Here is a 14,418-nt window from a genome sequence, read left to right as displayed (position 1 = left end):
CCTTCAACCGGGCGGCTCTATTTCTTATTTTCCAAATTAACAAATATTAATTTTTCGTGTCGCGAAAGTTTTTATTATCTTTATAATATGGTAGAATCGATAGACGCATACTAAGTATTTTAAGAAAGCAGGAATCATATGGCGAAGAAACCATCACAATTTGCACTATATATATTGATGTTTAATATGTTTATCGCTATGGCAGGAATTGGACTTGTTATTCCCGTCATGCCGCAGTATTTAGAAACGTTTGGCGTAGCAGGTCAAGCGCTAGGATTTATCATTGCATCATTTGCTTTAGGACAGTTTTTATTTTCACCATTAGCGGGTGATCTATCCGATACTTTTGGACGTAAAAAACTTATTATTGTTGGATTAGTTATTTTTTCAGCTTCTCAATTTTGGTTCGGCATGGCAACTCACGAATGGATGTTATATGCTGCACGCTTTATAAGCGGTATTGGGGGGGCTTTTTTAATCCCCGCTACGATGGCATTTGTTGCCGATATTACCTCTCTTGAGGATCGCGGAAGAGGAATGGGTTTACTTGGAGCCTCGATGTCTTTAGGATTCATGATAGGACCAGCGATAGGCGGATTTTTGGCAAAAGTTAGTTTAACTTTTCCTTTTTATATGGCTGCTATTGCAGCAATTCTTTCAGCAGTAATTTCTTTTGTCATTTTACCGGATATCAAAAATGCGATTTCTGTAAATCCTGAGATGAAGAAAAAAAGAGAAAATATACTTGTTCAAATGAAAAACTCGATCAAAACTCCCTATTTTATGATGCTCATCATTATTTTCGTATTCTCTTTTGGAATTGCAAATTTCCAAACAACTTTTTCTCTTTACGTAGATCATAAATATAATTACACTCCGCAAGATATCGCTATTGTATTAACGGTTGGAGGATTTGCCGGTGTTATTGTGCAAACCTTAATTGTAAATAAATTATTTAAACGATACGGTGAATTGAATGTAATTTTAGTCAGCCTTGTCGGTGCAGCATTATCCTTATTAGCGTTTTTCTTAGTAGACGGTTTTGCGCTAGTATTGTTAATAGCTACTATATTCTCAACAGCAACTACTCTAATCCGCCCTGCTGTTAATACAGTCGTATCGAAGCTTGCCGGAGATGAACAAGGGTTTGCCGCTGGGATGAATAATGCGTATATGAGTTTAGGAAATATGGTTGGGCCAGCACTAGCAGGAATGTTTTTTGATATTAATATTAACTTTCCTTTTGTCATAGGTTCTTTCATTTTACTTTGCTCTTGGGGAATCACCATTATTTGGATTAAGAAGAAAAGACCAGTTATTGCTTAAATTTAATAAAGTAAATGAAGCGAGCAGAAAGTGATTATTTCACTTTTCTGCTCGTTTTTATTGACGAAATATTTCCCTCTTAGAAAAGCAACAAACACCCGAAGCAAATACGCTCATTTGCCTCGGGTGTTTTTCATTTGGTTGCTTAAGTAGCAAATTTAGTTGCTCTCGATTAGAGATTGGTTGCTCTCTTCTTCAAATTGATTGCTTTCAATCCTAATTAGTTGCCCTTAACCATTTACTACCTTTTCTTTTTTCCTTTCACAAGCTTTTCCACATTACTGGTACTAGCCGTGGTCTCTACCATTTTCTTTTTCTTGCCATTCATGTTAAAGGGTGCGAGTAATTGTCTAAAGCCAAATCTTCGAATCGTAATATCGATGAAAAACAATAGGATTGCCGCCAGGATTAGCATTTGCTGTATCGATTGTCGCTCTGAGCTTTTTAAGTCGATTGTTCGGAATACTTCAGATGCATCGGTAAGCATTTTGCCGCCCGCTCGATTTGCAATCATTTCTAGCTTATTTGTATTTGGCTTTTGTACTTTGTATTCTTCACTATATGGAATAGAAATACCAGCTTGATAAACAGCATCTTCCTCATTGGACACCCGGAAAAATACAAGACCTGGATCACTTTCCACCGTTACGCGTGATTTACCTGGTGCAAGTGGTTCGGATGAAACTGGTAGCTCTTCCCCTTTTTCATTTACTGCTGCTACTTCTAGAAAAGAAGATTTCCCCGAGGGATCTGTAACTGTGTAACTACCGTCGCTGGCTTTTTGAATCGTAAAAGGTACTTCGCTATAAGCTGGTAACAGACGGGATACTGCAGTGTTCCAAAAGTCTCCCCAATGATTCCATCTAGCAAAATCACCGCTCCATTCCCCAGTAGAATCGGAAGTGAACGCCATTGTTCTTCCTAGTCCATACATCCACTCTATAAGCACTGGATCTTCTTTTTCACTTTCGGCAATAATGGATGCCGTTTGCTTTGGTGTAGTTGCAATATAGGCGTTCATTTGCGGTACTCCATCTGTAAACAAGCTTGTCCAAGCAGCATCGCCATAAATAATCGGATAGAATGGATTATCCTCAATATAGGTTCGGGAAATCATGGCTGTTTCTGTAGACATAATGGCTGGGATAGTCGATTCATCCGCTACATCGTAAAATGTTCCTCCGCCCATTTCGGCTAAACTTTCAAGTAGCGCTCGATCGGCATCTTGCCCAACCGCTACAGTTGAAACGGTGATTAAATCTTTGGAGCCTTCTTCAATTAATGTTTGGTAATCGCCACTTGAAGCGGATTGTCCATCTGTCAATAAAATGACATGCTTACGTTGTAACTTTAAAGGTGCCAAGTTTTCATAAGCTAATGCTAAACTCGAGTAAATTTCCGTTCCACCGCCTACTCCAACGGATAATATGGTGTCTAATGCTTCTTGCTTATCCGAAAGAGGTGCCGTTTCGATTATTTCCCAAGGACGATCATCAAATGCTATAAATCCAAGATTATCCCCTTCTCGAAGCATTTCGACTGAACGAGCTGCTGCTTCTTTTGCATATTCGAATTTAGAACCACTCATACTGCCCGAACGGTCCATCACGATTACTAAACCGAGCGATGGCATCTGGTGTTTTCCTTTAATCTCCATCTCAACGGGTAATAATTTTTCGATAGGCGTTTTAAAGTATCCACCTAACCCAAAACTATTTGTTCCTCCGACCATCATAAAGCCGACTCCGAAGTTTTTCACCGCTTGTTCAATTACGGTCATTTTTTGCTCGCCTACTGCATGGCCTGGTACATTATCAAAAATAATCGCATCGTACCTTAAATAATTCGAGAGATCAAACGGCAGTGCACTTGCATCTATTACATCCGTTTGAATGGCAGCTTGGTCAATGACGGTTGGAATATTAGAGCGATTTCCATCATGTGTGACAACTAAGAGATGAGGAGAACTTTCCACATTTGTTACACTTGTCAATTTGTTGTTCTCTATTAATCCGTCGCCACTCACGACAACTTGAACTTCATATTTTAATAAACCTTCTCCACTAGAAGCATTCCTAAACGTAAAACTATTCGCTCCTTGTTCTAGTGTTATTTGTTCACGAGATAATAATTGATCGTTTTCATATAGTAGTAGTTCACCAGTTGTATTAGTTGTCGCCTCTAACTGGACATTTAGTTGTTGCTGCTCCCCTTCAAATGCAATTGGTGGTGTTTCAAATGAGGTAATCGCAACATCCTCAGAAGAGACTCGCTCAAGTTGTACGACATCAATCGTCACGTTTCCACCAGTAATTTTCACTAGCTCATCTTGTACGGAGCCACTCGTTTCCAATCCATCTGTGAAAAGGACTATCCTTGTCGCTTTCGATGGTTCTACAATTCCGGTTGCTAATTGTAATGCTCTTGCTATATCTGTGTTACCTGGCGCTTTCATCGGTGTAAAAACAGGTAAATTTACTTCCCCTGCAGTTAAAGCCACCTCCGACTGGAAGTCTTCCGCAAATGTATACACACCTACGAGCTGTGTGTTTTTTCGCGATGATAGACTTTGTTCGATAAACGAAGTCACCTGGCTGTCTGTTCCTTGTACAGAAGCAGATCGATCGACTAAGAAAAGCACCTGTTCCTCTTTAATAGGCAATAAAAGATAAGGATTAGTTAACCCTAAAATTAAACAAAAAATAGCAAGAAGGCGAAGAAAAAATACCACTCTTCCTTCTTTTCGAAAGACTTTCTTCTCTTTTTTCCATGTCCACATAAAATAAATAAGAATAGGAACTAGTAACAATAGCCAAAGTGGTTGGTCAACTCGTAAATCCACGTCTTCTTTGCACCTCCCACTCTATGACAAATAATAACAGCAATAATAGTAAGATATATGGAACAAATGAATGTTGTGAATAATTTTCACTCATTTTTATTTGCTCGCCGCTTACTTTGTATGTTTCTCCTTTTTCTATTTCTTTTTCTTTTTGAGATAAAGCAACAGAAAAGTTTTTTTCAATGTCATTGGAACGAAGTACGTATAGTCCCGGTTTCTTCGGTGCGATAAAGGCTCCACCATTTTCGATAGAATATTGATAGGAATCCTCCATCGTGTAAATTTCCCATTCATTTACTGCACTTCCTAGTGATTGCGGCCTTCTTTCATTAGGCGTAAACGTGCCTAAATACGTATTCCCAGCAGAAAGCTGTTCCTTTACGCTCCACATAAAGAGTGGGAAGGAAGGATGAAGCGGCCAATCGGTCATTTGGATATCCGCTAATACGACAATATCTCCTCTAGGAGATACTTGTATGAACGGCTCATCTCCCACCGTTGCAATCGTTGTATAGCCTTGAATTTCCGGATAAACGCTACTCACATAAATATCGGATAAATTAGCGAAGGAAAAAAGCGCATGTTCACTTGTTTGTACTCCACCATTTACTTCTATTGCACTTATGTCGTTTCTTCCGATGAATAATGCAGGACGCTCTAGTTGATCTACTAGACCAAACTGATTTGTGACAACAATTCCTTCTTCTGTAAGTAGTCCTATTTGTTCAGTTGGTACGCTGCTTACTTCAATATCCATTGACTGGAATGCAGTTCTCACTAACGCATGTAACCCACTATCGACAAATACGGTCGATAATTGGTCCTGCATAAAAACTGTCATCGTATTGTCTAATGCATATCCATCATTTGCATGAAGGGATGCCTTTAAAAAAGTCGATTCCGCTAGTTCATCAAATGATAACGTAATTGTTTCATTTGGTGGAATGGTTACCTTTTCTTTCAAAAGCTCCTTTTTTTCATTCGCTACTACAAGTGCGGTTGTTTGCTCGTTGTTCGATTGATTTTCTAATTGGATTAATGCAGAAATGCCCGTATTTGTTTTAGTTGCACCGAATCGTTTAATCGAAAGGTTCACTACTTCTGACGTTAGTCCTTCAACTTGCCAAGTTACATTTTCATATTGCAAGGGGAGTTCCTGGCGATCTAGTACGTCTGTAAAAACATAAACGGAGGTCGATAAATTTTGAAAAAATGATTGGGCAATATCTAAGGATTTTGATATATTTTCCTCTTCATAACTGACTTCCAATTTTTCAATCTCGCTTTTAATTTGATCAGTATTCGTTTCTGCACGCAGTACCACGGTCGGTTCATTGCCAGTTGTAATGATGGTGAGCGGCTTGCCAGACAAGCTTTCTGCAAGTTGTAACATTTGTTTTTTATGTGTGTCGAAAAGAGTGGTTTCATTTGTATTTACTTCCATCGATGCAGAAGTATCCACGATAAACACAATTTGTTCCCCCGCTAGTGCCTTCGTTTTCCAAAAAGGTTGAAGTAAAGCAAAAACAAGTAAAATCATCGCGATCATTTGTAAGTAAAATAAAGCATTCCGCTGTAAATGCTGCAAATAAGGAGAGGCTTTTGTTTCTCTCATTATTTCTTGCCAAAAAAGCGTAGAGGAGACAGGTTGCTTTGTATATTTTTTTCGAAAGAAATAATAAAGTAATACAGCAATCGGAAAAATAGCAGTCCATAAAAATAGTAGTTGATTAAAACCCAAGTAATCTCACCTCATTGCACCCAATTTGCACGTAATAGCTGTTGAAACAGTACATGCGAAATTCCATCATCAGCATTTACTTGAAGTAATCTTGCTCCGAATTTATTGCACAGTAATTCCAGTCCATGCTGATGTAGTCTTCTTTTTTCTTCGTACGAATCGAGCACTCGCGAAGAAATAGAAACATTTAACTGATTGGAAGTTTCTACATCTACTACTTGCACATCCCCAGTATAGGCTGGAGCTAATTCGTCATTTGTTACTACTTGCAAAATACGAATATCTCCTGCAAACTTTGGCAGTTTCCGAAGTAAACTTTCCCAAGACTCCAAACTCTCCAAGCAGTCTGATATAACAAATAAAACCGTACTATCCTTCGGTAAAAAAGGAACTGCGTTTTCTGCAAATGAGGCCGTCATCATAGGTTCAGTTAAATCAGAAATAGTTTTCGTAAAAGCTTTCCGATAAGTAGCACCTTTTCGTCTAAACGGTGGCTTCAAGTCATCACTTACAGCTGAAAAAGACAAACGATCATCCCGTTGTAAAACGAGTATACCAAGAGATACCGCAAGCTGTTTTGCAAATGTCCATTTCAGTGGATCACTCATGGATCTCGTACAATCAAGCAAAATATGTACGCGCATTTCTTGTTCATCTAAAAAACGTTTTATAAAGTACTTATCCGTTCGTGCATAGACATTCCAATCTATTTGGCGCACATCATCACCTGGGCTATACTCTCTAAAATCGGAAAAATCGAGAGATGCTCCGAAGCGCTGGGAACGATGTGAGCCTTTATGCTGTCCACGCAATTTGGATTTAGTAGAAATAGATAATCTACTCAGTTTACCTGCCCAATCTTTTGGCACTAGATGCTCAGTACTCATACGTTTTGTCCTTGTTTAATCGTTTGCATCACGATATCTATTAGCTCATCTGCTGTTTTTCCTTCTGCTTCTCCTTCGTAATTAAGTAATAAACGATGTCTAAGCACCGGTTTTGCAACAGATTTAATATCTGCAATCGATACATGATAACGTCCAGCAACTAACGCACGCGCTTTCGCTAGTTTGATAAGGCTTTGCAAACCACGTGGCCCACTTCCATACTGAACATATTGTGCAATCTCAGGGATGATAGCAGCTTCGGGATGTGTAGCAGCTACTAGATCTACTGCATATTCCAGCATATCATCTGCTATTAGCACTTCTTTTACCATTTGCTGTGCATGTACGATTTCTGTCGCATTCATAATTTTATTCAACTGAATGGACTCCCCGCCCGTCGTTCGCTTAGTAATCTCCATCAGCTCTTCCTTAGATGGATAGGAAACAAGAATTTTACATAAGAAACGGTCCATCTGCGCTTCTGGTAATGGATATGTCCCTTCCATTTCAATTGGGTTTTGTGTAGCAAGAACGAAAAAAGGTTTATCCATTTGCTTCGTTTCTCCAAGAACTGTTACCGTTTTTTCCCCCATTGCTTCTAAAAGCGCACTTTGTGTTTTCGGTGTTGCTCGGTTTATTTCGTCTGCTAAAACCATTTGACTAAAAATAGGTCCTTTTTGAAATGTAAATTGCTGTTTACCATTTTCCAATCTTTCGATCATACTCGTTCCGGTTATATCGGATGGCATTAAGTCTGGTGTAAATTGAATTCGCGAAAAGGATAAATCGAGCACTTCAGAAATTGTCCGAATAAGCATAGTCTTTCCTAGCCCTGGTAGTCCTTCAAGTAGCGCATGACCATCGGCTAATACACAATAAATGGAAAACTCTACAGCTTCTTTTTGACCTACGATAAAGTGACCTATTTCTGCTCGAACTTCCTCTAAACGTTTACTTATATTTGTGTAATCCTCTGTTGTAAAAGTCATCATTATCCTCCATTATTCACTATTTTCAACGGTTGAAAAATAATCCTGAACGATTCGCTGTAAATCTGACGGCAGTTGCAAGCGCTCAGAGCTTTTTATATAGGAATCTGCATACTCATTAACAACTTCTTCATATGGCTTCGCTGAACCACGTGTCACTGGTACCTCGCCAGGTTGCTCACTAGCGGCTTCTCCCTCACCTAGCTCTCCTCCATCTACAGAAGTGTCACCAGTTCCTCCGATTCTTGATGGAATGGAAAGAAGATCCCTTCCTCCAGAACCCTTACCTGCTCCTTGACCTTGGCCCTGACCCTGTCCTTGCCCCTGTCCTTGGCCTTGGCCCTGTCCCTGACCCTGACCTTGTCCCTGACCCTGACCCTGACCTTGTCCCTGACCCTGTCCCTGACCTTGTCCCTGACCTTGACCCTGACCTTGGCTCTGACTTTGGCCTTGTCCTTGATTTTGTCCCTGGCTTTGGGTAGACTGATTAGGATTTTTTGACGTATTGGCGTTGGAACTACTCTGTGCTATTTGATTAGAAGTAAAAGGAAACGATTTTCCCATCTTGCTTAAAGCGGTTTGGGAGGTAGCTGCACTTTTTGATAAAGCGCTTACTGTATCTTCTAGAGAAGCAAGCTCTTTTTGTTCCTCTGCCGATAGAGATGATTCAGTTGAGTCCCCTTGCTCTGCAAGTTCCTTCTTCTTTTCTAACTTTTGTTCTTTTAAAGCTAATTCTTTTTGCTTTTTCACCATTTCACGTAAAGCTTCTTCTGCAGTTTCTACTTCTTTAAGTTTCTCTTTTAATTCTTTTATTTCTTTTTTTACGGGCTTTGCTAGATTTTTTTTCTCTAATTTATCTACTTCTTTTTTCATTTCCTTCACAATTTGATCTTCTTTTTCCATATCCTTCGCTTCCAACTGGGTTGCTGCTGGAAATGCATATAGTACAAGGGTTGCAGCAAAAGCAATGACAAATCCAATAATCCATTTAGGTTGCATATAGCGCTTTTCTCGCTGCTTAAATTGTACAAATGCTTTTTCACTACTTTTCTCGGCTTTATCTAGTAACTCCTTAATGAGTGGAGATTTCTCATGCAAGAAAGAAACTGCTGTTAACAACAAATTATCCGGAAAGTAGGCATCCAGTTTTCGAGCCGCAGCTTCCTTAGAAGGTCTTTTCCAAAATGCATACAGAAATACAGCAATAAAAACGATGCTGCCAACAAGCACAGCAATTCGAATATAATATGGAAATACAAATAACCTGGAGACGAGTAGAATAGCCGCAACAGAAGTAAATCCATAAAACAATGCCGCTTGGAGCATTCTAATATAATGCTCCAATGCGAGACGACTTTTAGCTTTTCCGATATAACGAATTAACTTATGTGGGCTACTCATCTTAACTTCCTCCTCATCTCGTACGTTTCATATTGACACGTAATTTTTTCACAGCAATAAAGATCGAGAAAACTGTTATACATATATAGAAAATCGTATATCCTATCCAAATCGGAAGATCCACTTTCGTTGATTCTGTTATAAAGCTATCCGAACCTGGCGAAATTAACGTAAGCATTAAAACAACTGGATTAATACTTGCAAAAAAATGAGCAATAGGTGATGAAGCTAAAGTTCCTGCTGCCATGCTATTCATACCAGTGATAACTAGGTAAATAAATCCGGTAACTGCAGTGAAAAAAATCATCGTTCCATAGGTCGCGATCATCGCAACAATTGTTTTACGAATTATAGTGGAGTACATAATGCCGATCCCACCAATAGCAAGCATCGTTAAAAAGAAAAACAAGAAAATAATCCCTAGTTGCCCTGGAGATACTCCTCCAAAAAGGAAAACTAAACTATAAATAGGTAAACCCGCTACAACCAATAACAAAAGAAAAGCAATGGACGAAGTTAGCTTTCCGAAAATAATTTGAAAAGAGGTTTGGGAAGTTGTCAGCAAAATATTTAACGTTTGCTTCTCTCGCTCCGAACTAATGGCACCTGCAGTCAAGCCTGGTGTGATAAACAGAATGAGGCCAAGCTGAATATAGGAAAGCATTGCAAACATGAAGAAACTTTCTTCCGGTCGGAAATAACCAGTACCAGTAAACGATGTAGTCAGCATGATAAAGCCGAATACAAATATACACATTGCGATTAAATAAAAGAGAATACCCGTAAAGCTTTTTAACGAGCGAAAGCGTAGCTTTATTTCCTTTACTAATACAGGATTTGCAAGTAATTGCTTCATCCTTATTTCACCCCTTTCGTAATTTCCATGAACACATCTTCTAAGTCCGTCTCTGTTTCTGAAAAAGAAATAATTTTCAAGGATTGGTCTAGTGCCTTTCTCAACAAATTAATTTGATCCTCTTCTGTACCTCTATAATTAAATGTAATGGCATTTTTCTCCACCTCTAATTCTACTTTAGAGACAAAAGGATCCTCTTCAAAAAACTGAACAGCATTTTCTAATAATCCTTTTAGCTTCACCGTTATTTGTTTTTCTCCCGCAAGCTGCGCTTGAATATCTGCAACGGATCCATGCGCGATTAATCTTCCACCATCGATAACGCCAATTTCATCACACATTTCCGCTAGCTCAGGCAATATATGAGAGGAGATAAGAATCGTTTTGCCCATTCCTTTTAATTGTCTTAAAATATCTCTCATTTCAACGCGAGCTCTCGGATCTAATCCAGAAGCAGGTTCATCTAGGATTAACACTTTCGGATCATGAATAAGTGAACGCGCCAAGCATAAGCGTTGCTTCATCCCCCGAGATAGCAGATCGACATAGTCATAGCGCTTATGGCTTAGATTCACAAGCTCTAGTAATTGAGGTATTAAAACTTCTCTTTCTTTTTCTGAAATACCGTAGCTCGCTCCATAAAAATCTAAATACTCATTTGCTTTTAATTGGTCGTAAACACCGAAAAAGTCAGGCATATAACCAATTTGCTTTCTCACTTCATGTGCATCGGTTTTTACACTTTTTCCATTAACAAAAGCATCACCAGAAGTAGGTTGAAGTAGTGTCGCCAATATTGAAAAAGTAGTGGATTTTCCGGCTCCGTTTGCTCCTACAAATCCAAAGACGGTACCTTCTTCTAAAGTAAGGTTTAAGTCATTCAATGCATAAAAAGAGCCATACTTTTTCGTTAATCCTTTTATTTCAATCATTGCGTAACATCTCCTTTCAAACGTACCTCTGGAAGTCTCGTATATGGATCACCTTGGACCGATTTTTTTTGCAATTTATAATATATTTCGCCTTTATCATTGATATAATTTTGGATGTTTTCCGTATTAGTGAATCTGCTTTCCGTTATTGCTTCAAAGCTTTCTGTTTCCATATTCCATATTTCAATTGTTTGGGAATTTCGATCTGTATTAGCAATTTGTAATTGTGTCCAATTTACTTGATCTAATGGGATTGTATCAGGGATTTTCCAATACACATTATACTCTCCATCATCTAAATACCATTCCAAACTATTGTTCATTACTGGTTCCATATGTTTCCCATATTCATCCGTATTGACATTAACAGTGAACATATTCGCAGGTAATACAAATTCTCCCGCAAAGACTGTTTCTGCTGTAAATGGCTGTATGAGTAAATGAAGAGCTGACATCTCGACTTTTTTATCCTTTAACGTAATAGGCACAATGTTATCCTCTGCAAAACCAGTAATTACAGGACTCTTACCATATTGGTCTCCCATTAGGCTAGCTGAATACATAGATTGCTTTCGTTGTTCTATTAAATCAATGGAAGTACCTGAGTTTATTCCATAGTTTTGATTGATATATGGATTTGAAATTGGCATTAACATAACTGAGCTTAACTTTTTATTTACTTCCAGTTTTTCACCTGGTTCAAGATCACCAAGCGGGATTAATTTACTTCCAGACCATACGGATACTTCTTTTACGACAAAAGGAAAATTATTTTGGACAGTTCCAGTAAGCTGGCTTGCCTCTACTCGAAGGTCTACTTCAAAATTTCCCACTTCCGGTATTTGGGTTTCTCCGAACAAGGAGGAAACAGACCAATAACCTACGTCTCTAAATGTTAGCTCACTATTCGATGCGTGTTTTTCCATAATCGTATTTTCATGTACATTTGGCGATTGTCCTGTAAATGTATTAAAATTCCGCTTTGCAACCATGGTAGTAGTCGTCGGAGCTTCAAACGTGAAATCACCACTTTTGTTACTTAAAAGGGACTCAGCATAATAGCCTTGCAAGCTTTTATCCTCATTTACATGTAAAAAGGAAGATTGTTGTACTTGCGGACGTGCAATTCGGTCTCTTGCCCCATAACCGAAAATAGCAGCAGAAGCAATGATTGCTGTGAGTGGTATAATTCCCCAAGCATACTCTCTCTTGTCTTTTCTTTTCAATATGATATAGAGCAGAGGCACAATAATTATCATATAAACGACTACAATTCCAATCATCAATGGAGTAGAAACTTTAAACGAACTAAATAAGGAATTCGTGTCTCCTAATTCATAAACGAGTTGGTCTTTACTATTAGTATAACCGTACATATTTGGTGTATTTTGTACATTCACTGACTGTAAAATAGTGGACATCAAATCACTATAAACTGGATCTTTCGCTAGTGGATCATCACCAAGAGAAAAAGTCGTTTGGATAATCGCACCACTGCCCATTTGTTTCTTTGCAGCTAAGATGGTTCCATCTACTTTAAATAAAGGCGTGGCACCTTCGTTTAAATTGGCATTATGCACAGTTAAATCATTCGTTAATGTATTATTTGCAGTAAATGCGCGCATCTTCTCTGGCGTTAAATTTTGAGTCGTTGTTTCTAACGTTAAAGGCAAGTATTCCCCTAACTTTCCTACTTCGGCTATTAGATTATCAGAAGCGCCTATTACGATATTTCCGCCTGAATTGACATAATCAATAAGTGCTTGTTGCTGTGCATCAGCTAAATCTGCTAATACAAATTCATCTAAAATAATATAGTCAGCCATTTCCCATGCTACCGCCTCGTTTGGTAAAGAAAAATTACTTAGCTGGGCAACATGGATCACTTCATCATTTATTTGGTTTGGTTGTTTAATCTGATTCAAAGCCTTTAGTCGGTCCGCACTGTCTGTCAGCGTAAGATAAAAAATAGTCGTAGGATCATAAAAGTTTGTTCGTAAATTTTTAGTTCCCTTGAAATCGATGGATTTTCCTTTTTCCCATCCACCTTCAAAAAAGTGAATCAACTGAACATTTGACCCTTGGTAACTATAGTCTTCTCCCAAGCCACTTACCGCAACTTGAACCGTTTTCGTTTCTCCTGCTCCGATTTCAAACGGAATAGCGATTGCATTTCCTAGGTTGTACGATTCCACTGTATCTAACACGAGATCTCCAGAAAATGCCTCTCCCTTGTTTTCAACAGTTAAGGTAATCGGTAAACCTTCCCCATATTTTGCTTTTCCATTGAATCCAGTCGTCACCTTAACATTCAAGTTAGGTGCTGCAAGGACACTTACTGTTGGTAATATTGTAAAATAGATAAATAGTGCTGAAATAAATAACGTTAACTTCCGAATATGCATCATTTTTCCCCCTTTACTTCTTAGTACGCTATTAATGGGGGAAAGTTCCTTATTGAAAAATTTGTGCATGTTTTTTTACAATACTTACGAAAGCTTCCACTTGGGGTAGTTCAAAGGCTGCATCGTAACCAATAAGCCAAGTATCTCTAGTTAACTCAAACTGCTCTTCGTTATTCGTTAACGGAATTTTATGCACGTCTTCCTGGCCAGTCAAAGTAATGGATGGCAAAATGGCATAACCAATCCCATTTAAGGCCATTTGCTTACATGTCTCAATTTGATCGACAATTATTTGTCTTTTTGGATTGCTAGAGAAATGTTTTTGCCACCATTGCTGAATTTCCTGATAATAGTTTGAATCACTCTTAAATTGAATAAATGGCTTATCTGTTGTTAGCACATCGTCTATAGAAGTCATTTCTTTATCCACTAAATAAAGTGTATCTCGAAAAAGGTGTATTTTATTTCCTTTCCAGTCTGTTTGCCCACGCACAATACCGATTTGCGCCTCTCCATCATAGATGGCTTTTACAATTTCTGAGCTCCAGCCAGTTAAGAGAGATACCTTTGCTTCTGGATATGTTTGGACAAAATCCTTCAATACTTTTGGCAACCAATTTTGCCCGACTATAGAGGCACAAGCAATTTTTAGCGTCCCATGCACTTTAGAGGTTAGCGATTGAATTGTTTCATATAGCGCTTCTTTTTGTTGAATCATATTTGACGCAAACTCAATAACCAATTCGCCTTCTGGTGTAGCAGTCAATCCTTTTTGAGAACGTAAAAAAAGCTTGGTATTCCACTCTTTCTCAATCGTTTGAAGTCGTTGTGAAAGTGCAGGCTGAGACAAAAATAACCGCTCTGCTGCTTTTCGCATATTTTGTTCTTCTGCCAATGTTTTAATAACTAAAAAATCGGAAGTCATTTTTTATCCTCCTTACATGAATAGAGTAGGCGCATGAAAATTAATTCATGCGCCTCTCGCAGATCCGTACGTGCGGGTCATCGCATACGGCTCCTCCATGCTTATCCCCTTTGG

Annotated in this window: 10 protein-coding genes; 1 reads left to right on the top strand and 9 read right to left on the bottom strand. The window is 38.5% G+C overall.

Annotated elements, in window-relative coordinates; genetic code table 11:
• Positions 1-138: 138 nt before the first annotated feature.
• On the top strand, positions 139-1,326 hold the full coding sequence (locus tag ACIP9W_RS15465; protein WP_400791140.1) for an MFS transporter: 1,188 nt from the start codon (positions 139-141) through the stop codon (positions 1,324-1,326).
• 241 nt (positions 1,327-1,567) lie between these two features.
• Here ACIP9W_RS15465 and ACIP9W_RS15460 read toward each other — a convergent pair whose 3' ends face one another.
• From ACIP9W_RS15460 to ACIP9W_RS15420, 9 genes are read right to left on the bottom strand one after another with little or no spacing between them, the layout of a single operon-like run.
• Positions 1,568-4,168, bottom strand: coding sequence for a VWA domain-containing protein (locus ACIP9W_RS15460; protein ID WP_400791138.1), 2,601 nt, complete (start codon positions 4,166-4,168; stop codon positions 1,568-1,570).
• Positions 4,152-5,909 (bottom strand): vWA domain-containing protein, encoded by a 1,758-nt coding sequence (locus ACIP9W_RS15455; protein WP_400791135.1) that lies wholly within the window; start codon positions 5,907-5,909, stop codon positions 4,152-4,154. The genes ACIP9W_RS15460 and ACIP9W_RS15455 overlap by 17 nt, the downstream gene beginning before the upstream one ends.
• Positions 5,910-5,920: 11 nt before the next feature.
• Complete coding sequence (locus tag ACIP9W_RS15450) at positions 5,921-6,796, bottom strand: DUF58 domain-containing protein (RefSeq protein WP_400791133.1); 876 nt, start codon at positions 6,794-6,796, stop codon at positions 5,921-5,923.
• On the bottom strand, positions 6,793-7,785 hold the full coding sequence (locus tag ACIP9W_RS15445; RefSeq protein ID WP_400791131.1) for an AAA family ATPase: 993 nt from the start codon (positions 7,783-7,785) through the stop codon (positions 6,793-6,795). The genes ACIP9W_RS15450 and ACIP9W_RS15445 overlap by 4 nt, the downstream gene beginning before the upstream one ends.
• A gap of 12 nt (positions 7,786-7,797) precedes the next feature.
• The gene (locus ACIP9W_RS15440) at positions 7,798-9,186 is read right to left on the bottom strand and encodes a hypothetical protein (RefSeq protein ID WP_400791129.1); all 1,389 of its coding nucleotides are present in this window, start codon (positions 9,184-9,186) and stop codon (positions 7,798-7,800) included.
• 13 nt (positions 9,187-9,199) lie between these two features.
• Entirely contained in the window at positions 9,200-10,042 is an 843-nt protein-coding gene (locus ACIP9W_RS15435) for an ABC transporter permease (protein ID WP_142537567.1), read from the bottom strand.
• Between the two features lie 2 nt (positions 10,043-10,044).
• Entirely contained in the window at positions 10,045-10,974 is a 930-nt protein-coding gene (locus ACIP9W_RS15430) for an ABC transporter ATP-binding protein (protein WP_400791127.1), read from the bottom strand.
• Positions 10,971-13,382: a DUF7408 domain-containing protein gene (locus ACIP9W_RS15425; protein WP_400791124.1), complete on the bottom strand. Its 2,412-nt coding sequence runs from the start codon at positions 13,380-13,382 to the stop codon at positions 10,971-10,973. The genes ACIP9W_RS15430 and ACIP9W_RS15425 overlap by 4 nt, the downstream gene beginning before the upstream one ends.
• A 46-nt stretch (positions 13,383-13,428) precedes the next feature.
• Positions 13,429-14,304 carry a transcriptional regulator CcpC gene (locus ACIP9W_RS15420; protein WP_142537564.1) on the bottom strand — a complete coding sequence of 292 codons (876 nt, stop codon included), beginning with the start codon at positions 14,302-14,304 and terminating at the stop codon, positions 13,429-13,431.
• Positions 14,305-14,418: the final 114 nt, after the last annotated feature.

The organism is Psychrobacillus sp. NPDC093180 (assembly GCF_044754065.1).
Classification (GTDB): Bacteria; Bacillota; Bacilli; order Bacillales_A; family Planococcaceae; genus Psychrobacillus.
Note: the sequence above shows the minus strand (reverse complement) of the source record. Positions and strands in the feature narration are given on the sequence as shown.